The 21,256-nt window shown below is 62.3% G+C and carries 18 protein-coding genes; 10 read left to right on the forward strand and 8 right to left on the reverse strand.

Annotated elements, in window-relative coordinates:
- Positions 1-99 precede the first annotated feature (99 nt).
- Positions 100-1,281, reverse strand: coding sequence for an MFS transporter (locus BLW55_RS00560; protein WP_244509146.1), 1,182 nt, complete (start codon positions 1,279-1,281; stop codon positions 100-102).
- A gap of 562 nt (positions 1,282-1,843) precedes the next feature.
- Between BLW55_RS00560 and BLW55_RS00565 the strand changes: the two genes are divergently transcribed.
- Positions 1,844-2,230, forward strand: a complete 387-nt coding sequence (locus BLW55_RS00565) for a MerR family transcriptional regulator (RefSeq protein ID WP_007009810.1) — start codon at positions 1,844-1,846, stop codon at positions 2,228-2,230.
- 15 nt (positions 2,231-2,245) lie between these two features.
- Here BLW55_RS00565 and BLW55_RS00570 read toward each other — a convergent pair whose 3' ends face one another.
- Positions 2,246-2,722 (reverse strand): methyltransferase family protein, encoded by a 477-nt coding sequence (locus BLW55_RS00570; RefSeq protein WP_090325908.1) that lies wholly within the window; start codon positions 2,720-2,722, stop codon positions 2,246-2,248.
- Positions 2,709-3,707: an acetyltransferase domain-containing protein gene (locus tag BLW55_RS00575; protein WP_090325911.1), complete on the reverse strand. Its 999-nt coding sequence runs from the start codon at positions 3,705-3,707 to the stop codon at positions 2,709-2,711. The genes BLW55_RS00570 and BLW55_RS00575 overlap by 14 nt, the downstream gene beginning before the upstream one ends.
- 88 nt (positions 3,708-3,795) lie before the next feature.
- Here BLW55_RS00575 and BLW55_RS00580 point away from each other — a divergent pair, with 88 nt between their 5' ends.
- From BLW55_RS00580 to BLW55_RS00590, 3 genes are all read left to right on the forward strand, one after another.
- Complete coding sequence (locus BLW55_RS00580; protein ID WP_090325912.1) at positions 3,796-4,626, forward strand: aldo/keto reductase; 831 nt, start codon at positions 3,796-3,798, stop codon at positions 4,624-4,626.
- A 125-nt stretch (positions 4,627-4,751) separates the two neighbouring features.
- Positions 4,752-5,828, forward strand: a complete 1,077-nt coding sequence (locus BLW55_RS00585; RefSeq protein WP_007009807.1) for a GGDEF domain-containing protein — start codon at positions 4,752-4,754, stop codon at positions 5,826-5,828.
- 157 nt (positions 5,829-5,985) lie between these two features.
- On the forward strand, positions 5,986-6,645 hold the full coding sequence (locus tag BLW55_RS00590; protein ID WP_007009806.1) for a YiaD family glycine zipper/OmpA-like lipoprotein: 660 nt from the start codon (positions 5,986-5,988) through the stop codon (positions 6,643-6,645).
- Between the two features lie 275 nt (positions 6,646-6,920).
- Here the strand turns inward: BLW55_RS00590 and BLW55_RS00595 are convergent, their stop codons facing one another.
- Together BLW55_RS00595 and BLW55_RS00600 are read right to left on the reverse strand one after the other, a co-directional pair.
- Positions 6,921-7,838 (reverse strand): pseudouridine-5'-phosphate glycosidase, encoded by a 918-nt coding sequence (locus BLW55_RS00595; RefSeq protein ID WP_090325915.1) that lies wholly within the window; start codon positions 7,836-7,838, stop codon positions 6,921-6,923.
- Positions 7,839-7,865: 27 nt separating this feature from the next.
- On the reverse strand, positions 7,866-8,816 hold the full coding sequence (locus tag BLW55_RS00600) for a carbohydrate kinase family protein (protein WP_090325919.1): 951 nt from the start codon (positions 8,814-8,816) through the stop codon (positions 7,866-7,868).
- A gap of 236 nt (positions 8,817-9,052) precedes the next feature.
- Here BLW55_RS00600 and recA point away from each other — a divergent pair, with 236 nt between their 5' ends.
- Both recA and alaS read left to right on the forward strand, forming a co-directional pair.
- Entirely contained in the window at positions 9,053-10,138 is a 1,086-nt protein-coding gene (recA, locus tag BLW55_RS00605; RefSeq protein WP_007009803.1) for a recombinase RecA, read from the forward strand.
- A 222-nt stretch (positions 10,139-10,360) separates the two neighbouring features.
- Positions 10,361-13,024, forward strand: a complete 2,664-nt coding sequence (alaS, locus tag BLW55_RS00610) for an alanine--tRNA ligase (RefSeq protein WP_090325922.1) — start codon at positions 10,361-10,363, stop codon at positions 13,022-13,024.
- Here the strand turns inward: alaS and BLW55_RS00615 are convergent.
- Positions 13,002-13,988, reverse strand: coding sequence for a glycerophosphodiester phosphodiesterase family protein (locus tag BLW55_RS00615; RefSeq protein ID WP_090325924.1), 987 nt, complete (start codon positions 13,986-13,988; stop codon positions 13,002-13,004). The genes alaS and BLW55_RS00615 overlap by 23 nt on opposite strands.
- A gap of 120 nt (positions 13,989-14,108) precedes the next feature.
- Positions 14,109-15,320 carry an NADP-dependent isocitrate dehydrogenase gene (locus tag BLW55_RS00620; protein ID WP_090325927.1) on the reverse strand — a complete coding sequence of 404 codons (1,212 nt, stop codon included), beginning with the start codon at positions 15,318-15,320 and terminating at the stop codon, positions 14,109-14,111.
- 149 nt (positions 15,321-15,469) lie between these two features.
- On the opposite strand from BLW55_RS00620, the gene BLW55_RS00625 reads away from it, so the two are divergent.
- Both BLW55_RS00625 and fabF read left to right on the forward strand, forming a co-directional pair.
- Entirely contained in the window at positions 15,470-15,910 is a 441-nt protein-coding gene (locus BLW55_RS00625) for a MarR family winged helix-turn-helix transcriptional regulator (RefSeq protein ID WP_244508952.1), read from the forward strand.
- Between the two features lie 85 nt (positions 15,911-15,995).
- Positions 15,996-17,270 carry a beta-ketoacyl-ACP synthase II gene (gene fabF / locus BLW55_RS00630; RefSeq protein WP_090325933.1) on the forward strand — a complete coding sequence of 425 codons (1,275 nt, stop codon included), beginning with the start codon at positions 15,996-15,998 and terminating at the stop codon, positions 17,268-17,270.
- A gap of 5 nt (positions 17,271-17,275) precedes the next feature.
- Here fabF and BLW55_RS00635 read toward each other — a convergent pair whose 3' ends face one another.
- Positions 17,276-18,139: a LysR family transcriptional regulator gene (locus BLW55_RS00635; protein WP_040665402.1), complete on the reverse strand. Its 864-nt coding sequence runs from the start codon at positions 18,137-18,139 to the stop codon at positions 17,276-17,278.
- A 94-nt stretch (positions 18,140-18,233) separates the two neighbouring features.
- Here BLW55_RS00635 and BLW55_RS00640 point away from each other — a divergent pair, with 94 nt between their 5' ends.
- Together BLW55_RS00640 and BLW55_RS00645 are read left to right on the forward strand one after the other, a co-directional pair.
- The gene (locus BLW55_RS00640) at positions 18,234-19,010 is read left to right on the forward strand and encodes an NAD(P)H-dependent oxidoreductase (RefSeq protein ID WP_090325936.1); all 777 of its coding nucleotides are present in this window, start codon (positions 18,234-18,236) and stop codon (positions 19,008-19,010) included.
- A 97-nt stretch (positions 19,011-19,107) separates the two neighbouring features.
- Positions 19,108-21,234 (forward strand): DUF294 nucleotidyltransferase-like domain-containing protein, encoded by a 2,127-nt coding sequence (locus BLW55_RS00645; RefSeq protein ID WP_090325939.1) that lies wholly within the window; start codon positions 19,108-19,110, stop codon positions 21,232-21,234.
- Positions 21,235-21,256: the final 22 nt, after the last annotated feature.

Below are 21,256 nucleotides of genomic sequence, written 5' to 3' on the forward strand. Positions count from 1 at the left end.
GCATAAATGCGGAAAGACAGACAGATAGAGTGGAGCAGCGTTTCCATGAAACGGTGAACCGCTCTAGGTGAGAATCCAGAAAAGTGAAAGCGCTCCAGATCAGGCAGGCACCGGCATTGCCGACCGCCGCGCGCGGTAAAGTATGAAGAAGGCAATGGCCATATTGCCGAGGTTCCAGGCAATCCCGTTGAGGAAAGCGGCCTGATAGGAACCTGTCAGGTCATAGATCCAGCCCGACATCCAGCCGCCGAGCGCCATGCCGATAATGGTCGCCATGATGACCACACCCATGCGCTGACCGGCCTCGCGTGCGGGCAGATATTCGCGCACGATGATCGCATAGCTCGGCACGATGCCGCCCTGCGACAGGCCGAAGATGAACGACACCATGTAGAGCGAGGCGAGCCCGTTGAAGGGTATGTAAAGGAACAGCGACAGGCATTGCAGCACCGAACCGATCAGCAGTGTCGGCACGCCGCCGATGCGGTCGGCGAGCAGTCCCGAAACCAGCCGGCTGGCAATGCCCGCGCCCAGCATCAGCGACAGCATCTCCGCGCCGCGTGCGATGTCGAAACCCAGGTCGATGCAATAGGCGACGATGTGCACCTGCGGCATCGACATGGCGACGCAGCAGCCCAGCCCGGCGAGCACCAGAAGCCCCTGCAGCACGCGCGGCGAGAGGTCGATCGGCTTTCGTCCGCCCGGGCGTCGCAAATGGGCGGCTGCGATATCGTCGGCCTGGTTCACATCGGGCCTTGCCCGCATCAGAAGCGCCAGCGGCACGATGCTGACGATGCAGAAAATGCCGATGCCGAGAAACGTGACCCGCCAGCTCGTGTGTTCCAGTGCAAACTTGATGACGGTCGGCCAGAGGACACCGGAAAGATAATTGCCGCAGGCGACCGCCGCCACGGCGATGCCCCGGCGCTTCTCGAACCAGTGGGAAATGTCCGCCAGAAGCGGGCCGAAACAGGCCGAGCCGCCGAGTCCGATCAGCCCCTGAAGGATAACGAACTGCCAGAGCGCGGTCGTAAAGCTCGAGGCGATGAAGCCAGCGCCAAGGGCTGCACCCGCGATTGCCACGGGCAGCGCCACGCCGATCCGGTCTGCAAACCGCCCGATAAGTACATTGCCAAGCGCAAAGCCGATCATGGAGCTCGTATAGGGCAGGGACGCCGCCGCACGGTCGACACCGAACTCAGCCTGAATGGGCGGAAGCACAACGACGAAGGCCCACAGCCCCACCGTGCCGAATGTGCCCAGCAACAGCGCGATCGTCATGCGGAACCAGGCATAGGAACCGTCGATCACCGTTTCGCTGGCGTTATGGGCAGGGCGAAGTTGCAAGCCGGTCGGTCCTTGTTCGAAAGCGTTCGCCCGCGCGGACGAACCTGCGCGAACTGGTCTTCTTTCATAGCCGAGGGGGAAGGGACGCCGTAGGGCCACGCCCCCTCCGGTGCCTGTCCATGGGAATGGGCTGCTGTCAGCCCGAGTGCCTGGCATGGAGGCGGGCCCGGCTGTGCGTGGTCCGGGCGGGCCTTTATGCAGCGGTCCCGTTCGCGATTGCCCGTTTAAAGCCTGTTTCCGGCTGCGCGCCCATCCACTGGCGGATGTCCCCCGCAATGTCTCCCGACATAGTGCCCGAGAAATTGACTTTTACGTAAGAACCGTGCGACTTTGATCCTCCTCGTTGAACAAATGCTCTCGATTGAAGGCTTAGCGGGGTGGACGTCGGCAGGCTGCGCGCCTGCTGCATGGTCCAGTAAAAGAATAACGCGGCACTCACCACAGGGGCATCGTCCGGGATGGGCGACAGGGGGCCGTCATCAAAGGGCAGGGCGCGATGCGCGATTACTACTCCATCACCGAGCTGACGCGTGAGTTCGGCATTTCCACCCGGACATTGCGCTTCTATGAGGATGAAGGGTTGATCAAGCCGGTTCGACGTGGGCGGACACGTCTCTACCGTCCGTCCGACCGCCATCTCGTCCGGCAGATTCTGCGTGGACGCAGCATCGGTTTTTCGATTGCTGAGATTCGCGAGATCATAGAGGTCTACAAGGCCCCGCCCGGCGAGATCGGACAGCTCAAGCTCATGCTTTCGAGGATTTCTGAAAAGCAGCAGGATTTGCGGCAGAAGCGCCGCGATCTTGAAGACACGCTTGAAGAGCTTTCACGTGCAGAAGAAGCCTGCGTGGAACGTCTGGCGGAACTGGGCGTGACCACCTGATACCGGTTGAGGGGTTCAGAACCAGCGGCGCACGCGTTTCTGATAGTCTCGATATTTTTTGCCGAAACGCAGAGCGAGATGCCGCTCCTCCGGTTCGATTGCCAGTTTCTGCGTCAGGAAACAGGCAATGACGAGAAGCACGAGGAACCATGGATTGCCCGAAACCAGGGCAATTCCTGCCAGAATCATCGAATTTCCCAAATAGATCGGATTTCGGCTGACGGCGAAGGGGCCGGAGGTCACCAGGGCATCCGCGCCACGTGTGGGCAGAATTGCCGTCCCCGCCTTGTGGAGCGTGCGCATGGCCTGCACGTCGAGGATCACAAACCCGACAATGAGCAGGCAGCCTATGGCGAAAAGGATGTCGGAAAGCGGCGGACCGAACCACGCCAGTGGATAGAAGATTCCGAGTGTTGCTGCGATGGCGATCGCCGCCAGATAGATGACGGGCGGCCATGGAAATCGTGCCGGTTGCCGTTCATGGTCGCTCATTCGAAAGGTTCCGCTGCGCAGAATCGCTCCCCGTTTCTGCACGCATAGTGCATTCGGTGGCGATTTCGCTCAAGCGGCTTTGCGTTTCGTTTCCAGGCGCCCCCGACATCACGGCCTCCAGGCGGTTCTCGGTCGTGAGCGCGTTGGTGAAGCAGGCGCAGTAGGTGGCGCAAAAGGCTGCATCGCGCGTTTCCGCGCACTGGCGCGCGCATGCCGCTGTAAAGCGAAGCTCGACAGGTTCCACTGCCGGCGGCCAGAGCTGGGCGAGAACCCACACACAGCCGATCAGAATCGGCTGGTGCAGAAGGTAGAAGGCGAGGCTATGGCGACCGGCGAAGATGAAGGGCAGGTGCCAGCGCGCCGGCTTCATCAATGCCAGTACGTGAAATACCCCCGTATCTCTGGCGATGCGGGCGGCCCCCATGCCGGCGAGGACGGCACCGAACCAGGGAACCAGCGGCACGTAGTCGTTTGACGGCGGGCGGAACGTGGAGAGCCCGACCCACCAGAGGGCCGGTGCGTCGAAGAACGGCGCGCTGAGAAAGTGCGGTGCGGCCACACATCCGGCGGCGAGCACCAGCAGGGCCCAGGCGGGAAAACGCAGGAATGCGAGGCCGAGCAGGCTTGCAAGGGCGATATGATGCAGGATGCCGAAGAAAATAAAGCCCTGAGGGAACGCAAACCACGTGGCCACCGAAATCGCCATCGCAGCCGCGGCGATCATGGCCAGGCGTTTGAGGAAAGCTCTCCGGCGAATCCGGTTTTCATGCGCGAGATAAAGGCTGACGCCAACCAGGAACAGAAATGATGTTGCAATGCTGCGCGCAAACAGGCGCCACCCGCCGGTGACAGTGGTTCCGGCATCCATATAGCCGAAGAATTCGAGGTCCCATCCGAAATGATAGACCGCCATGGCGACAAGTGCGGCGCCACGGGCAATGTCGATGGCTTCGATGCGTGATTTGCCTGCCGCTCGATGCCGCATCCTTTGTTCGCCCCGGGTATAATCATTGTTTTATGTTGTGATTATATTAGTCGGCGTTAAAAGTGGCCGAAAGACGGAGAGGTATTCAATGCAGACGGTTGAGGCGAACGGCGCATCCATCCCGGTTCTGGGCATGGGAACCTGGACTTTGAAGGGACAGGCCTGCACCGAGCTCGTTTCGCAGGCATTGAAGGTCGGGTATCGTCACATTGATACCGCCGCTGCTTATGACAATGAGGAAGCCGTCGGCGAAGGCATTCGTGCCTCCGGCGTGAAGCGGGAAGAGGTGTTTCTGACCACCAAGGTCTGGTGGACGGACATTGGAGGCGGCGACCTCGAGCGCTCTGCGGAAGACAGTCTGGCGCGACTGGGGTTTGACCATGTCGATCTTCTCCTGATCCACTGGCCGAACCCGAATGTCGATCTGGCCGAGAGCATGCGGGCGCTCAACAGTGTCCGCGCAGGCGGGCTTGCGCGCCATATCGGCGTATCGAATTTTCCGACAGCCCTTCTGGCAGAGGCCGTGCATTTTTCCGACGCCCCACTTGTGGCAAACCAGGTCGAGTATCACCCTTTCCTGAATCAGGATCGGGTGCACGAGGCGTGCCGCACTGCGGGGATGGCAATGGTGTCTTATTGCCCGCTGGCGCGCGGCGGCGATCTCTTCTCGCAACCGGCAGTCGCAAACCCGGCCGCACGCTATGGCAAGACGCCGGCACAGATCGTGTTGCGCTGGCATGTACAGCAGGAAGGCGTGGTCGCCATTCCGCGCACCAGCAATCCGGGTCGTCTGGCCGAGAATGCAGACATATTCGATTTCTCCCTGAACGCTGAGGAAATGGGGGCCATCTCGGCCCTGCGGCAGCGAGGAAGCCGAATCTGCGATTACGACTTCTCGCCCGTCTGGGACCGGGGCTGAATGCCTTCGGGAGAATGCAGGTTAACCCTGCGTTAGCTGATGTAAAATAGGGTACCCAAGGTTGTCACGGGCTCACGGCTGCGTGGTGTCGGGCATCCATGCCTTTGGGGGAAGGTGGACAGCGCATGTTGCAGATCTCAGGCGCCCCGGAAAAGGGGCCCACCGACATTGCCGGCATGATTGCAAGCTCCATGCGCCGCATGGGGGTGACTGGCCTGCCACGCAATTACGAAATCTTCTACGAGGTCTTTACCGGTACGAACCGCGATCTCGTCCGTGATTTTGAGGCGCTGAACGGCCGCCCGACCCAGGAAGCCCTGGACAGGCTGGCGCTCAAATACTTCACGCAGAACAGCCGGCAGACCATTGTCGAGAATGCGCAGGAGCAGATCGCGTCGCGCGCCCAGGAGATACTGTCGCTGCTTGGTCGTGAACGCAGTTCTCTGGAGAAGTTCGGTGTTATCCTCGATCAGACGTCCAGCGGGCTTAAGGGCCGCAGCGAGATGTCGCACGACATCATGCGCAAAATCGTGGGTATCATGGCTGCCGCGACCGAGACCACGATCGCGCAGGGGCGCCAGATAACGCAGGCCATGGAGGAAAAATCCAGTGAGCTTGAAGAGGTGCGTTCCCAGCTCAAGCGCTACAAGCGGCTTGCCGACACCGACCCCCTGACCCGGATCTGGAACCGGCGGGCGTTCGACAAGCGCATGGCCGGCATTTTCGACGAACAGCGCTCAGTCATGTTCCATGCGCTGATTCTGGCAGACATAGATGGCTTCAAGGCCATCAATGATCAATATGGCCACCCGATCGGCGACAAGATACTCCAGGGCGTGGCCCAGATCCTCAAAACCCAGTGCACGGATGACTGCTTCGTCGCGCGCACCGGCGGCGAGGAGTTCGCCATAATCGTTGAAGGCTTATCGGAGGAGGCGACCGTAAAGCTTGCCGAAACGGTGCGCTTGGCTGTCGAAAAGGCAGAGTTCATTGTTGGTTCAGGCGCCCGCAAATGCGGGCCCATTCGTATTTCGCTCGGGGTTTGCATGGCAAGCGATGCCGCCAATGCGGATGAACTCTACGCCAAGACGGATCAGGCCCTTTATGCTTCCAAGGTCGATGGCCGCAACCGCGTGACCCTGTTCTCGAGCATCCCGAAAGGCAAGTTCATGAAGAACTGGCTGCTCTACAGAAACGATTGATGCGATCGCCTCTGTAACGGGATGCATTTTCCTCAACTTTGCCTATAGTTTGGCGAAAGCTGCGCCGAATTTCGCCCGATTTGTGATACACGGGGGCTTGAGGGGCGATTTGCGCGCGATTCACGTCGCAGGTATTTTAAAAGTGAGGATACGGACAATGTTGAAGAAATCCATCGCGGTTGCGCTCGTGGCAGGATTTTCTGCCGGCTGCGTGACCAGCACGGATCCCTATACCGGTCAGCAGAAAATCTCCAACACGGCCGGCGGGGCTGCGCTCGGTGCGCTGGCTGGTGCAGGCGTTGGACTTCTTGCCGGTGGCGATGACCGCCGCAACGCGCTGATCGGCGCGGGCATCGGCGCACTGGCCGGCGGCGCGGTCGGTTCCTATATGGACCAGCAGGAAGCGCAACTGCGCGGTCAGTTGCAGGGCACGGGCGTGAGCGTCACCCGCCAGGGCGACTACATCATCCTCAACATGCCCTCCAACATCACCTTTGCCACCGATTCGGCCAACATTCAGCCGGCCTTCTATTCCACGCTCAATTCGGTTGCGCTGGTTCTGCAGAAATACAATCGCACGCTGGTCGACGTGTTCGGTCACACCGATTCGACAGGCGACGCGAATTACAATCTGGAGCTCTCACAGCGCCGCGCCGGGGCCGTTGCCAATTACCTTATTGGTCAGGGCGCGAGTAGCCAGCGTTTTGCGATTATCGGCCAGGGTGAGGCTCAGCCGATCGCCTCCAACGCAACGCCGGAAGGCCGCGCACAGAACCGCCGCGTGGAAATCCGCCTGTCGCCGCTTACCGGCGCCTGATAACGCAGGCCTGACACGAGACAGGAAAAGCCGCTAGCGCCCGCCGGCGGCTTTTTCGTATCTAGATCGCCGTGCGTCCATCCGGACGCACAAAGGACGATCTAAACAATTGATGGAGCATCGGAATAACCCGAAAACCGGATTCCGCTTTTCGGTCCGATGCACTAGATCGCCGTGCGTCCGTCTGGACGCACAAAGGACGATCTAGACTATCAATGGAGCATCGGAATAACCCGAAAACCGGATTCCGCTTTTCGGTCCGATGCTCCGGCGCTCTATTCGGCAGCCAGCGCCGTGGCGATCCGCGCCGCAAGCCGCGCGTTGTTTTTCACCAGTGCGATATTGGTGACAAGGCTCGCTCCGTCCGTCAGTTCCAGAATGCGGGCGAGCAGAAACGGCGTCACATCCTTGCCCGATACGCCTTTCTCCTCCGCTTCCCGCTGAGCCGTTGCGATATGCCCGGCCATCACATCGGCGGCGATCTCCTCTTCGGCCGGCACCGGATTGGCAATCAGCATGCCGCCATCGATGCCGAGCGCCGTGCGCGTCGCCTGGAAGCGCGCGATCGCTGCAGCGGTATCGAGGCGCAGCGGCGCGGGGTAGGGCGAATTGCGCGACCAGAACGCGGGCATCGTGTCGGTCCCGTAGGCAATCACGGGAACGCCGCGTGTCTCCAGAACTTCCAGCGTTTTCTCCGTATCGAGGATTGCCTTGGGGCCGGCAGAGACGACGATGACCGGCGTGCGTGCCAATTCGTCCAGATCGGCGGAGATGTCGAAACTCGTCTCCGCACCCTTGTGAACACCGCCAATGCCGCCGGTCGCGAACACGGCTATGCCGGCCATGCGCGCGGCGATCATGGTCGCGGCCACCGTCGTGCCGCCGCTTTTGCCCTCGGCGATGGCGAAGGCGAGATCGGCGCGCGACAGTTTCATCGGGTCCTTTGCCTGGGCCAGCTTTTCGCGCTCCTGGTCCGACAGGCCGATCTTTAGTCGCCCGTCGATAACGGCGATGGTGGCGGGCACGGCGCCTTCTTCGCGGATCAGTGCTTCCACGTCTCCGGCCATCTCGTTGTTGCGCGGCCAGGGCATGCCATGGGTGATGATGGTGCTTTCCAGCGCCACCACCGGCCTGCCTTTGGCAAGGGCTTCGGCGACGGGCGCGTGGACGTCGATAATGTTGTTGGAACGCACGGGAAAAACTCCTTTAGGGTCTTGATCCTAAGAAACAGAACGCGGCGCGGGCACCCGCGCAAGCGCCGCGTTGAATGCGCTGTCGTCGAATTCGGGCGCTGCCGCGGCGGAGGCAATCGCAAGCCCGGAGGCGGCCACGCCCTCGCGCACGGCCTCGTGAAGGGGCAGGCCGCGCATCAGCGCGGCGATGGTTGCGCCGGTCAGTGCATCGCCGGCGCCGGTCACATCCATCACCGTCTCTACAAGCGGGGGCTCGATATGCCAGTGGCTTTCGCCGTCAAAGACAGTCACGGCCCTGCTGCCTTCGGTGATGACACCCGCGCGCAGGCCAAGACCGCGAAGCGAGCCCACCGCCTGCCGGACCGGGGCACCGGTTTCAAGCCCGGCAAGGCCGCGCGCCTCGCGTGCATTCAGAAAGAGCGCAGCCAGATCGGCGAAGTGCGGTACGAGCCGCCCGGCCTTTGCCGGCGAAACGGCGATGGCATAGAGCGGTGCGGTGCCGCGAATTGCGGCAAGCTGTGCCACCGCCTCTGCCGGCATGTTGGCGTCGCATAGTATGGCGGTCGCGCGGCTCGCGGCCTCCCGCGCTTTCGAGCGGCGCATCTGTCTGGCGAAAGCCATGTCATAGAGCGTCATGTCCGCCAGACCCGTTATGAGCTCGCCGTCATGATCGAGGATCGCTGTGTAGCTCGGCGTCGCGCGGTCGAGAAATGTCGCCGAGAGATCCTCGAACCCGGCTTCTTCAACGGCTCTTGCCACGGTATCGCCCGCCGCGTCCCCGCCACGCAGGGAAAGGAGCGACACGGCCACACCGCGCCGGCCCGCCATGCGCGCGGCATTGAATATGCCTCCGCCGACATCTTCGCGCATGCGTCCCGGGTTGGAGGTGGCGGGGATATGCGGCGCGTCGAGACGCCCGCGTCGGTCTATGTGAGCGCCGCCGACGGCGAGCAGACGGGGTGGGTCGGTCAGGTTCATCGGGCCACTTTCCGAATCGCCCGGTGCGAGAAAGTCCGTCGGCTCTCCCGCCGGGCATAAGGCGCGCGCATGGGGGCGATGATTGTGATCTCAGGTGTACAAAAATAGAATAAATTACATTTATATAGCTTTTTCAATGCTCTAATGCCTATTGCAAAAATAGAACAAAAGGGGTACAGATGGCTATCGCGGATTTGGCGGAACCGCCTCCATTGACCTCGAAGGGGTGTTGTATCATGGCTCAGAATTCATTGCGGCTTGTAGAGGATAATTCGGTGGACAAAACCAAGGCTCTGGATGCGGCGCTATCGCAGATCGAACGTGCCTTCGGCAAGGGATCGATCATGCGGCTCGGCGCCAATGATCAGGTGGTCGAGATCGAGACCATCTCCACCGGGTCGCTGGGCCTCGATATTGCCCTGGGCGTCGGCGGACTGCCGCGTGGCCGCATCATCGAGATTTACGGTCCGGAAAGCTCCGGTAAGACGACGCTGGCGCTCCACACGGTCGCCGAAGCGCAGAAGAAGGGCGGCATTTGCGGCTTCATCGATGCCGAGCATGCGCTCGATCCGGTCTACGCCCGCAAGCTGGGAGTCGATCTGGAAAACCTTCTGATTTCGCAGCCTGACACGGGCGAGCAGGCGCTTGAGATCTGCGACACGCTCGTTCGCTCCGGTGCGCTTGACGTGATCGTGGTCGATTCTGTTGCGGCTCTGACGCCGCGCGCCGAAATCGAAGGTGAGATGGGCGATTCCCTGCCGGGCATGCAGGCCCGCCTGATGAGCCAGGCGCTGCGCAAGCTGACCGCCTCCATCTCCCGGTCGAAGACCATGGTGATCTTCATCAACCAGATTCGCATGAAGATCGGTGTCATGTTCGGCTCGCCGGAGACGACCACGGGCGGCAATGCGCTCAAATTCTACTCTTCTGTCCGTCTTGATATTCGCCGCATCGGCTCCGTCAAGGATCGTGATGAGGTGGTCGGAAATCAGACCCGTATCAAGGTGGTGAAGAACAAGATGGCCCCGCCCTTCAAGCAGGTTGAGTTCGACATCATGTATGGCGAGGGCGTCTCCAAGACGGGTGAACTGATCGATCTCGGCGTGAAGGCCGGCATTGTCGAAAAGTCAGGTGCCTGGTTCTCCTACAATTCGCAGCGCCTGGGGCAGGGACGTGAGAACGCCAAGCAGTTCCTGCATGACAATCCCGAGGCAGCGCAGGAGATCGAACTGGCCCTGCGCCAGAATGCAGGCCTGATTGCCGAAAAATTCCTCGATGATACCGGACCGGGTGACCAGGACGGCGGGGACGCTGAGGAGTAGAACCTCAGTCTCGCTGGTCCGGACAACGCTGCAGGGCCAGCGTGCTTCAATCCGATGAAATCAGAACACCGCCACCTGCTGGCGGTGTTTTTTTATAAGCCGGCGTCAGTCGCCTGTGTGGCCTTATCCTGACGGGATTTCTGGACACGTCCGGACGCTGGCGTTAAAAGGCGGGCTTCTATTCCCCGCTTAACCGGGCGGGCTTCTCGCAAAGGCTGAAACATGAGTGGCGTCAACGACATCCGGTCGACCTTTCTCGACTATTTCAAGAAGAACGGACACGAGATCGTGGCCTCCGGCCCGCTTGTCCCGCGCAACGACCCGACCCTGATGTTCACCAATGCCGGCATGGTGCCGTTCAAGAACGTGTTCACCGGGCTGGAGACGCGACCCTATGATCGCGCCGTAACGGCCCAGAAATGCGTGCGCGCCGGCGGCAAGCACAACGATCTCGACAATGTCGGCTATACGGCCCGCCATCACACCTTCTTCGAGATGATGGGCAATTTCTCCTTCGGCGACTATTTCAAGGACCGCGCCATCGAGCTTGCGTGGAACCTTGTCACGAAGGAATTCGGCCTCGACCCGAAGCGTCTTCTTGTCACCGTCTACCACACGGATGACGAGGCGGCCGATTTCTGGAAGAAGATCGCCGGCCTGCCCGACGACCGCATCATCCGCATTGCCACGAGTGACAATTTCTGGGCCATGGGTGACACCGGCCCCTGCGGCCCGTGCTCGGAAATTTTCTACGATCACGGCGACCACATTCCCGGCGGCCCGCCCGGAAGCCCGGATGAGGATGGCGACCGTTTCATCGAGATATGGAACCTCGTTTTCATGCAGTTCGAGCAACTGACGGCTGACGAGCGCGTGGACCTGCCGCGGCCCTCCATCGACACCGGGATGGGGCTCGAGCGCGTGGCCGCTGTCCTTCAGGGCGTGCATGACAATTACGACATCGATCTTTTCCGTGCCCTGATCCACGCTTCCGAGGAGGCGACGGGTGTGCGCGCGGAAGGCGCGCAGCATGCGAGCCACAAGGTTATTGCTGATCACCTGCGGGCCTCCAGTTTTCTGATTGCCGATGGTGTTCTGCCCTCCAATGAGGGACGCGGCTATGTTCTGCGCCGCATCATGCGTCGCGCCATGCGCCATGCGCAGCTTCTCGGCTCGAAAGACCCGCTGATGTGGCGCCTCGTGCCGGCGCTGGTGCGTGAGATGGGCCGCGCCTACCCTGAACTCGTGCGCGGCGAGGCCCTCATCACCGAGACGCTGAAGCTTGAGGAAACCCGTTTCCGCAAAACGCTGGCGCGCGGCCTCACGCTGCTTTCCGATGCCACGGGCGAGATGGGCGAGGGCGACCTGCTCGACGGCGAGACCGCATTCAAACTCTACGACACCTATGGCTTCCCGCTCGACCTGACGCAGGATGCGCTGCGCCAGCGCGGCATCCATGTGGACCTGACCGGCTTCAACGACGCCATGGAGCGTCAGAAGGCCGAGGCGCGCGCAAACTGGGCAGGCTCCGGCGAGGCGGCCACCGAGGCCGTCTGGTTCGCCGTCAAGGACAAGACCGGCGGCAGTGATTTTCTCGGCTACGAGACCGAGGAAGCCGAAGGCGTGGTCTCCGCCCTTGTGCGCGATGGCGCGATGGTCGATCGCGCCGCCGATGGCGACGAGGTGGCCATCGTCACCAACCAGACCCCGTTCTATGGCGAATCCGGTGGTCAGGTGGGCGATACCGGCACGATTTCGGGTGAAGGGTTCTCCATCGCCATTGCCGATACGCTGAAAAAGGGTGATGGGCTTCTCGTTCATTTCGGGCGCGTCGAGAGCGGCACGGTTGGCGCCGGCGATGTCGTTGTGCTCAAGGTCGATCACGCTCGCCGCGCACGCATCCGCGCCAACCATTCGGCGACCCATCTTCTCCATGAGGCACTGCGCGAGGTGCTGGGCACCCATGTGGCGCAGAAGGGCTCGCTGGTCGCGCCGGAGCGCCTGCGCTTCGACTTCTCGCACCCCAAGCCCATCTCGGACGACGAACTCGCCCGCATCGAGGACATTGCCAACGCCATCGTGTTGCAGAATGCGCCCGTCGAGACGCATCTGATGGCGGTCGACGATGCAATCGAGGCCGGTGCCATGGCGCTGTTCGGCGAGAAATACGGCGATGAGGTCCGCGTGGTCTCCATGGGCACGGCGCGGGAAGGCGACAAGGCCGGCAAGACCTATTCGCTGGAATTGTGCGGCGGAACCCATGTGAAGGCCACCGGCGACATCGGTCTGGTCCGCGTCGTCTCCGAGGGCGCGGTTGCCTCAGGCGTGCGCCGCATCGAAGCGCTGACGGCCGATGCCGCGCGGCATTACCTTGGCGAGCAGGAGGCGCAGTTAAAGCGTGCCGCCGGCGCGCTGAAAGTGGCGCCGGCCGATGTTCCGGCGCGTCTCGAAGCGGTTCTTGAAGAGCGCCGCAGGCTGGAGCGCGAGCTTTCCGAAGCCAAGCGCAAGCTGGCGCTTGGCGGCGGCGGTTCCGGCGCATCCGAGGCCGGAACGGAAACGGTCGCCGGTGTCGGCTTCATGGGGCGCGTGGTCGATGGCATTTCGCCCAAAGACCTGAAGCCGCTGGCCGATGACGGCAAGGCATCGCTCGGCTCCGGCGTCACGGTCTTTGTGGGAACCTCCGAAGAGGGCAAGGCCAGTGTCGTGGTAGGCGTCACGAAGGACCTCATCGAGCGCTTCAGCGCCGTCGATCTCGTCCGCGTCGCCTCCGCCGCCATCGGCGGCAAGGGCGGCGGCGGTCGTCCCGACATGGCGCAGGCCGGCGGGCCCGATGGCTCGAAGGCTGCCGAGGCCATCGCCGCCGTCAAGGCTGCGATGGAAGGCTGACTCTGAGTGCCGGCCCGATCGTCTCGATCCGGTTTGTCCACACATAGCCGGAGAAGTCCGGCGGGATCAGGTCAAGCTGATCGAGACTGTCGATCCCGGTTGATCCGGGGTCGTCGAGGCTTGCCGGACCAAGCAGGATGATCCGGCTTCCAGCCTCGCGCATGCGGGCCTGAAACCGGTTCGGCCAGCCCCAGAGCCAGGGGGCGAAATTGGCTGGCACTGGAACCAGCGTGTCGCGGCACTCTGCCGGTACGTAACCACTCCAGCCAAGCGCGGCATAGAGACCAAGACACTTCATGGCGCCTTTCTTGCCGTAGCCCGGAAGATCGGCAATTTGCCTCTTTGCTTCCACGACGGGTTCATCCCCGCCATAGACCGCGAGGACGCGGTCCCGCCATTGTGGATTGGCTGCAAGCATTCCGGCAAGCTGCAGTCCTTCCTTTGCGTCGCGGCTCTTGAAATTCACCAGAAAGCGCCCTTCGGGAAACCGCTCAAACACGTCTCGCAGGGAGGGCATCATGCCGACGCCCCTGCCGCGTAACGGGAACGACTTTCCCCCATCGGCCGTATATCCATAGCCGACATCGAGCTTTTTGAGCGTGGCCATGTCATGCGTTCGGGTGACACCGCTCCCGTCGGTGCGGCAGTCGAGCGTCCAGTCATGCATCACTGCGAAAAGCCCGTCCGTGGTGGGATGAACATCCAGCTCCACAACATCCGCGCCCGCTTCGAACGCCGCTTTCATGGAGGGCAGTGTGTTCTCGATGAATGCGTGCTGCGGCGGGTAAATGCGCTCTGCCGTGCAGGTTTCGGCTGTCAGGTTCTGGCGATGATATGTCTGGTGCACGCTGCGATGGGAGATGAGCAAGCGCTCCGGCGTTTCCGGAGCGTCGGCGAGCCATGAGGCGTTCCAGAGATAAAGGCCGGAAAGGGTGAGAAGAGGCAGAAGGAACCGCTTGCGCATCGAAAGCTCCGGGAAGGCCGTTGAGAATCGGTGTGGAGCGCAACTCATGGACGGCGATTGCGGGCAGAAAAAAGGCCGCGGATTGCTCCGCGGCCTCGATTGCTCGCTTTGAAGCTGGGCTCAGGCCATGGCCTTCTGCAGGTTCTCGTCGATCTTGTCGAGGAAGCCGGTGGTGGAGAGCCAGGGCTGATCCGGGCCGATGAGCAGCGCCAGATCCTTGGTCATGTGACCGGATTCCACCGTGTCGATGCAGACCTTTTCCAGCGTGGCGGCAAACTTCGCCAGTTCCTTGTTGTCGTCCAGCTTGGCGCGGTGGGCAAGGCCACGCGTCCAGGCGAAGATCGAGGCGATGGAGTTGGTCGAGGTCTCCTCGCCCTTCTGGTGCTGGCGGTAGTGGCGCGTCACCGTGCCGTGCGCGGCTTCCGCTTCCACGGTCTTGCCGTCCGGCGTCATCAGAACCGAGGTCATCAGGCCGAGCGAGCCAAAGCCCTGCGCCACGGTGTCGGACTGCACGTCGCCGTCGTAGTTCTTACAGGCCCAGACATAGCCGCCCGACCATTTGAGCGCCGAGGCGACCATGTCGTCGATCAGCCGGTGCTCATAGGTGATCTTGGCTTCCTTGAACTTCTCCTCGAACTCGGCCTCGTAAATCTCCTGGAAGATGTCCTTGAAGCGCCCGTCATAGGCTTTCATGATCGTGTTCTTCGTGGAGAGGTAGCACGGCACCTTCCGCATCAGCGCATAGTTCATTGAGGCGCGGGCGAAGTCGCGGATGGAATCGTCCAGATTGTACATGGCCATCGCAACGCCGGAAGAGGGGGCATCGAACACTTCGTGCTCAATGGTCTCGCCATCTTCGCCGACGAATTTGATCGTCAGCTTGCCCTTGCCGGGGAACTTGAAATCGGTCGCGCGATACTGGTCGCCGAAGGCATGACGGCCGACGATGATCGGCTGCGTCCAGCCGGGAACCAGGCGAGGAACGTTCTTCATGATGATCGGCTCGCGGAAGATCACGCCGCCCAGAATGTTGCGGATCGTGCCGTTCGGCGAACGGTACATGCGCTTCAGGCCGAATTCCTCGACGCGCGCCTCGTCCGGCGTGATGGTCGCGCATTTCACGCCGACGCCGTATTTCTTGATTGCGTTGGCCGCATCGACGGTGATCTGATCGTCGGTCTCGTCACGGGCCTCGATGCCGAGATCGTAATATTTCAGATCGATGTCGAGATAGGGGTGGATCAGCTTTTCCTTGATGAACTGCCAGATGATCCGCGTCATCTCATCGCCGTCGAGCTCGACGACCGGATTGTCCACCTTGATCTTACCCATGAAAAAGCTCCGCAATTGTGGTGTGAAACGGCGCGGCAAGGAGAGGCCACGCAAAGGTCGGCTGCCCTATAGCATTCCTTGTTGAAAGCGCAAAGCGGGGAGGCGTGTTTTGCACTTGACGCCGTGTAGTTACACTGTACGGTGCCGGCATGAGACGCGATCCCTCCAGATACAACATGGCCGATTGCCTACTTTTGAACACCGTTATGGCCGCCCGCGCCATGACCCGGCGTTACGATGAGCGTCTCAAACCCTACGGTGTCTCGGTCATCCAGTTCTCGGTTCTGATGGTGTTGCGAGCCGGGCGCGACGAGCCGGTCAGCCGCATGGCCGAGCGGGTGGCAATGGACCGCACCACGCTGTTGCGCAATCTGGAGCTCCTGGTGCGCAGGGGACTGGTGCGGACCGAGCCGGCGCTTAAGGGCAATGGTCGTCGCTTCCTGCTGAGCGGGGAGGGGGCGGCGCTGGTCGAAGAACTTGTCCCACGCTGGCGCAGCGCTCAGGCAGAGATTCGCGCTCTCCTCGGTGAAGACGATAGCGACCGGGTGTTGGCCGCGCTGAAGCAGCTTACCGCTGGTAAAGCTGTCTGAACATGCGAGCCACGGAGAACGGCAGACATTGTTTGAACAATATAGTGTAGATACACTAGTGTAGATGCATCAAAGGAGATAACTTATGACGCAGAACGACCCCGTGGTGGTGACGGGCATGGGGGCCGTGAGCCCGCTTGGCGTCGGTGTGGAGACAAACTGGCAGCGTCTGCTCGAAGGCAGAAGCGGTGTTGTCCGCAACGACCGCTTCGATGTCAGCGCCTATGCCTGCACTATCGCCGGCCTTGTGCCGCCGAGGGATCGTGACCCGCATGGCTTCGACCCGCGCGATCATATCGACGCAAAGGACATCAAGAAGATGGACCGCTTTATCCAGTATGGCCTTGCCGCCGCGGATGAAGCGCTGAATCAGGCCCGCTGGACGCCCCAGAGCGAGGCAGAGCGCGCCCGCACGGCCACCGTCATAGGCAGCGGCGTGGGCGGTTCGCCGCTGATGGTCGAGGCAGTGGAGACCATTCTCACCAGGGGGCCGCGCCGCCTATCACCCTTCACGGTTCCCGCCTTTCTCGCCAATCTCGCCGCTGGCTGGGTGTCGATCCGTTATGGCTTCACCGGTCCCATCGGTGCGCCGGTTACGGCCTGTGCGGCGGCTGGACAGGCTATCGGTGATGGCCTGCGTCTTATCATGACGGGCGAGGCCGATGTCGTTGTGTGTGGCGGGGCCGAGGGCTCCATCGACCCCATTTCCGTCGGTGGGTTTTCAGCCGCCCGCGCGCTTTGCACGAGCTACAACGAAACACCGGAAAAGGCATCGCGCCCCTTCGACCGGGATCGCGCTGGTTTCGTTCTGGCCGAGGGCAGTGCCATGCTGGTCATCGAGCGTCTCAGCCACGCCCGCGCCCGCGGGGCCTTACCGCTTGCAGTTCTGGCCGGCTACGGTACCACGGCGGACGCCTATCACCTCACGGCCGGTCACCCCGAAGGGCGCAGCGCTGCCGTTTCCATGCGCCACGCGCTTTCCATGGCCGGTTTGACGCCTGACGACATCGACCACATCAACGCTCATAGCACATCGACCCCTGTGGGCGATTCCGCGGAGATTGCGGCCATAGACAGCCTTTTTGCCCACCGTGGCAGAGAACTTGCCATCGCCTCCACCAAGTCGGCGACAGGTCATCTCCTGGGAGCTGCCGGGGCCATTGAGGCGATCTTCTCCGTGCTGTCCCTCCGCGACGGCGTCGTGCCGGCGACGCTCAACCTGGAGAACCCGGATGAAGCCGCCGCCCGGTTCGACCTTGTGGCCGGTGCGCCGCGTCGCAGGAAGCTGCGCCATGTGCTGTCCAACGCCTTCGGCTTTGGCGGTGTCAACGCGGCACTTGTCTTCAGCGCTGCGCCATAAGCGCTTCAGAAGCGGTCCCGTGTGGCGCTGGCAACAAAGTCCATCAGCGCGCGGATGCGCGCGGCGCGCCGCAGTGTGGGGTGCGTGAGAAGCCACAGATCCACATCCAGTGCCGGGACCGCTTCCACGCATTCCAGATCGGCATCGTCTGCTGCCGCGTAGTCCGGAAGGACGGCAAGCCCGGCGCCGTTCTTCACCGCGCTCAACATGCCGGGTGTGGTGTTCACACGCATCCGGCTGCGCTCCGAAAGCCGTTCAGCCTCCATCCAGCTTTCAAGCGCCGCGTAGCCCATGTGGCGGCCGGGGCCCACCCAGCCCAGCCGTGCTTCCCGCCAGGGGGCGTCGAGCAGGCCACGCCGCACATAGATCGACTGGCGGACAAGCCCGATCCTGCGCCCCACCAGATGGTCAGGCGGCTGATTGGCCGGTCTGATGGCGATGTCGGCCTCGCGTTCGGTCAGGTTCAAAACGCTATTCGAAAGCACGACGTCCAGCTCGATGTCCGGATAGAGTTCGCAAAAATCGGCCAGGATGGGGGCGAGGCGGAATTCGTAAAGCGTGTCCGTGGTGGTCACGCTCACCGCGCCGGACGGGCGAAGATCGCGCCCGATAACCTCCCGCTCGAGCGCGTGCACTTCCGCCTCCATGCGCCCGGCAGCCGCGATCGCCTCTTCACCCGCGACGGTCGGTGCGTAGCCGTGGCGTGAACGTTCGAACATCGTCACGCCGCTGCGCCGTTCCAGTTCGCCAAGCCTGCGGAACACGGTTGGATGGCTGAGGCCAAGGGCCTTGGCCGCGCCCGTAAGTGAGCCGGCCCGTCCCACGGCCAGCACAAGCCGCAGATCGTTCCATTCAAGTTCGCCTTTCATTTTTGCAAGCGTGTCTTTCAATTTTTGCCAATCGAATTGCAGAAGCAAACAGCCTAGATCGTGTCCAGATCAAACACAATGCAGGAGCCGACCGATGCACGCGCTGATCGTATTCGCACATCCCGAACCCGCCTCCTTCAACGGCACACTGAAAGATGCTGCCGCCACACGTCTGGAAGCGCTTGGTTATACTGTCGAGGTTTCGGATCTCTATGGCGAGGCCTTCGACCCGGTCGAAGGCGCCGCGCACTTTGCAGATCGCCAGGATCCGGATCATTTCGCGGCACTTGCCGAGCAGCGCCATGCCGGCCAGAAGGGCACACTTCCCGTCGACGTCCGCCGCGAGATCGCGCGTATTGAGCGCGCGGAGCTGGTCATCTTCCAGTTTCCGCTCTGGTGGCACGCCCAGCCGGCGATCCTCAAGGGCTGGTTTGACAGGGTCTTCGTCAACGGCCTGCTTTACAGCGGGTCGAAACGCTATGATCGCGGTGTTTTTCGCGGCAAGCGCGCCGTGCTTTCCGTCACCACCGGTGCGCCCGAGACATCATTCGCGCCGGGTGGACGCAGCGGCGACATCGAGCTGCTTCTGTGGCCGATCCACTACTCGCTCAACTATATGGGCTTCTCCGTCCTGCCGCCTTTTCTCACCTTCGGTGTGGCAGGCCATGGCTACCGGTATGACGACGATCAGGAGAAGGCGCTCCGGCTCAATGCCAGTCGCACCACCTGGGAAGTCCGGCTTGAAACCTTGCTGCAGGAGGCGCCGTTGCCTTTTCCGGGCTGGAATGACTGGGACGAAGCCGGCCTGCCCAGACCGGGGGCGCCCGTCGATGGCGCACTGCGCTTTCGCACGGGGCGGGCGCTTCAGTAGCGCCCGCCTCAGACTTTGGTCCCGATCGCGCTATTCCTTCGTGAAACCGCGCTGCTTTTGATGCACAGTTTCATCATTTCAATGCAGGGACCCTGTCGTGAGACCCGTCACGGACGCCACGCCTCTGATCGCCGCCAACGCGGTGGCATTCGACACCGAGACCACCGGGCTCGATGTCCGGGAAGCGCGTATCCTGCAGCTTGGTGGCGTGGCGCTGGTAAATGGGTGTCTGCAGCCGGGCGATGCGTTCGAAACACTGGTCGACCCTGGCGTCCCCGTCCCGCCGCGTTCCACTGCCATTCACGGCATCACCGGCCAGATGCTGCGCACGGCACCGGGATTGGCCGATGCCTGGCCGCGTTTCGAAGCGTATCGCAAAGGCCGTCTGCTCATCGGCTATGCGCTTGGCTTCGACCTGGCTGTTCTGGAGAGAGAGGCACACAGGGCAGGGCTCCTCTGGCAGGCCCCGCGAACGCTCTGCGTGCGCATGCTTGCCGGTCTCGTCAACCCGCACCTGCCCGACGCTTCGCTGGAAGCGATTGCCGCGTGGCTGGAGGTGGATACGTCAGGCCGTCACACGGCGACGGCGGATGCGCGCATTGCCGGCGAGATCTTTATCGCGCTTGCGCCTCATCTCGCAGAACGCGACATCCGCACGGTCGCCGAGGCTGAGCGCGCCTCGAGCCTGCGGTCGCAGGCCCTGCGCCAGCAGGCGGAAGCCGGCTGGAGCGAACCTTTCCTGCGCCGCACCGGCGCACCCAGCCATGCGCTTGAAGCCATCGATCCCTACGCCTTCCGCCACCGGGTTCGTGAAGCGGCCACGGGCGAGCCCGTTGTCGCGCATGAAGACCTGGCAGTGCTGGAGGCCGCCCGCCTCATGGCAAAGCACCGGATCAGCTCCCTGCTTCTCTCTGCAGATGGGAGGTCCGGCGGCTCCATCGCCGAATATTCGATCGTCACCGAGCGGGATGTGCTGCGGGCGGTCGCGTCCGGAGGAGGAGAGGCGCTTGCCGGTCGTGTTTCGGCGATTGCCTCAAAGCCGGTGATCGCAGTGCAGGGCAATGCCTTCTTCTATCAGGCGCTCGGCCTGATGAGCCGGGAAAAGGTTCGCCATCTGGCGGTGTCCGACAGCGAGGGGCATCTGTCCGGCGTGATTTCGGCGCGCGATTTTCTAAAATTCCGGGCAGGCGCTGCCGTCGATCTTCAGGCGCGCATCGAGAATGCCACGACGCCGGCCGACCTCGCCGGCGCCTGGTCACGCGTCGCAGTCATCGCTTCTGCGCTCCTAGACGAGGAAATCGATGCGCGCATCATTGCCGAGATCATTTCCGGCATCCTGTGTTCCATCACGGCGAACGCCTGCCGCATGGCGCTGCAGGAGATGGAGGCGGATGGGCTTGGTGCGCCGCCGGTCTCCTACGCCGTCATGGTGCTGGGCTCGGGAGGCCGTGGCGAAAGCCTGCTAGCCGCCGATCAGGACAATGCAGTGATTTTCGCCGAAGGTGATCCCGACGGACCTGAAGACAAATGGTTTGCGGTCTTTGCCGAAAAGTTCACCGATTATCTGCACACGGCGGCAATACCGCTTTGCAGGGGTGGCGTGATGGCCCGCAATCCCGCCTGGCGCGGCTCGATGGAAACCTGGCGCACGCGCGTTGACGCCTGGGTCGCCAAAGCGCGCCCGCAGGACCTTCTCAACGTCGATATCTTCTACGATCTCCGGACGGTCTATGGTGAGGAAGCGCTGGTCGCCGCTCTGGCTGCCCATGCCTGGGAAAAGGGTGCAGAGCGCGTCGAATTCGCCAAGCTGCTGGGCGAAAGCGTGCGCAATGTCGGCAGTCCATTCACACTTTTTGGCGGCTTCCGGCAGGAAAACGGACGGCTGGATCTGAAACTGCACGGCCTTTTTCCCATTGCGGCACTCGCAAGGGCACTGGCCATTCGCCACCATCTGCCGCATGCATCGACCCGGGCCCGGCTGGAGGCGCTGGCCGAACTGCCTACGATGCCGCGCAGCGACCTGCTTGCGCTGCGCGATGCTCACCGTTTTCTCATTGGGCGGGTGCTTGAGCAGCAGGTGGAGGACATCGCCGCCGGAATTCCACTCTCCAACCATATCGCTGTCGATCGGCTCGCTTCAGGCCAGCAGAAAACGCTGAAGGACGCGCTCAGGACTGTTGCGATCATTCCCGAACTTGTGCGCAGCGCCATGTTCGCAAACTGAGCAATGCGTGCTTTACCACGGC

It is taken from the genome of Nitratireductor aquibiodomus, assembly GCF_900105565.1.
Taxonomy (GTDB): domain Bacteria; phylum Pseudomonadota; class Alphaproteobacteria; order Rhizobiales; family Rhizobiaceae; genus Nitratireductor; species Nitratireductor aquibiodomus.

Excerpts from the sequence above, each read along its gene's own strand:
- BLW55_RS00560 (WP_244509146.1), bottom strand. The coding sequence starts at position 1,281 with ATGACGATCGCGCTGTTGCTGGGCACATTCGGCACGGTGGGGCTGTGG.
- BLW55_RS00565 (WP_007009810.1), top strand. The coding sequence starts at position 1,844 with ATGCGCGATTACTACTCCATCACCGAGCTGACGCGTGAGTTCGGCATT.
- BLW55_RS00570 (WP_090325908.1), bottom strand. The coding sequence starts at position 2,722 with ATGAGCGACCATGAACGGCAACCGGCACGATTTCCATGGCCGCCCGTC.
- BLW55_RS00575 (WP_090325911.1), bottom strand. The coding sequence starts at position 3,707 with ATGCGGCATCGAGCGGCAGGCAAATCACGCATCGAAGCCATCGACATT.
- BLW55_RS00580 (WP_090325912.1), top strand. The coding sequence starts at position 3,796 with ATGCAGACGGTTGAGGCGAACGGCGCATCCATCCCGGTTCTGGGCATG.
- BLW55_RS00585 (WP_007009807.1), top strand. The coding sequence starts at position 4,752 with ATGTTGCAGATCTCAGGCGCCCCGGAAAAGGGGCCCACCGACATTGCC.
- BLW55_RS00590 (WP_007009806.1), top strand. The coding sequence starts at position 5,986 with ATGTTGAAGAAATCCATCGCGGTTGCGCTCGTGGCAGGATTTTCTGCC.
- BLW55_RS00600 (WP_090325919.1), bottom strand. The coding sequence starts at position 8,816 with ATGAACCTGACCGACCCACCCCGTCTGCTCGCCGTCGGCGGCGCTCAC.
- recA (WP_007009803.1), top strand. The coding sequence starts at position 9,053 with ATGGCTCAGAATTCATTGCGGCTTGTAGAGGATAATTCGGTGGACAAA.
- alaS (WP_090325922.1), top strand. The coding sequence starts at position 10,361 with ATGAGTGGCGTCAACGACATCCGGTCGACCTTTCTCGACTATTTCAAG.
- BLW55_RS00615 (WP_090325924.1), bottom strand. The coding sequence starts at position 13,988 with ATGCGCAAGCGGTTCCTTCTGCCTCTTCTCACCCTTTCCGGCCTTTAT.
- BLW55_RS00620 (WP_090325927.1), bottom strand. The coding sequence starts at position 15,320 with ATGGGTAAGATCAAGGTGGACAATCCGGTCGTCGAGCTCGACGGCGAT.
- BLW55_RS00625 (WP_244508952.1), top strand. The coding sequence starts at position 15,470 with ATGAGACGCGATCCCTCCAGATACAACATGGCCGATTGCCTACTTTTG.
- fabF (WP_090325933.1), top strand. The coding sequence starts at position 15,996 with ATGACGCAGAACGACCCCGTGGTGGTGACGGGCATGGGGGCCGTGAGC.
- BLW55_RS00635 (WP_040665402.1), bottom strand. The coding sequence starts at position 18,139 with ATGAAAGGCGAACTTGAATGGAACGATCTGCGGCTTGTGCTGGCCGTG.
- BLW55_RS00640 (WP_090325936.1), top strand. The coding sequence starts at position 18,234 with ATGCACGCGCTGATCGTATTCGCACATCCCGAACCCGCCTCCTTCAAC.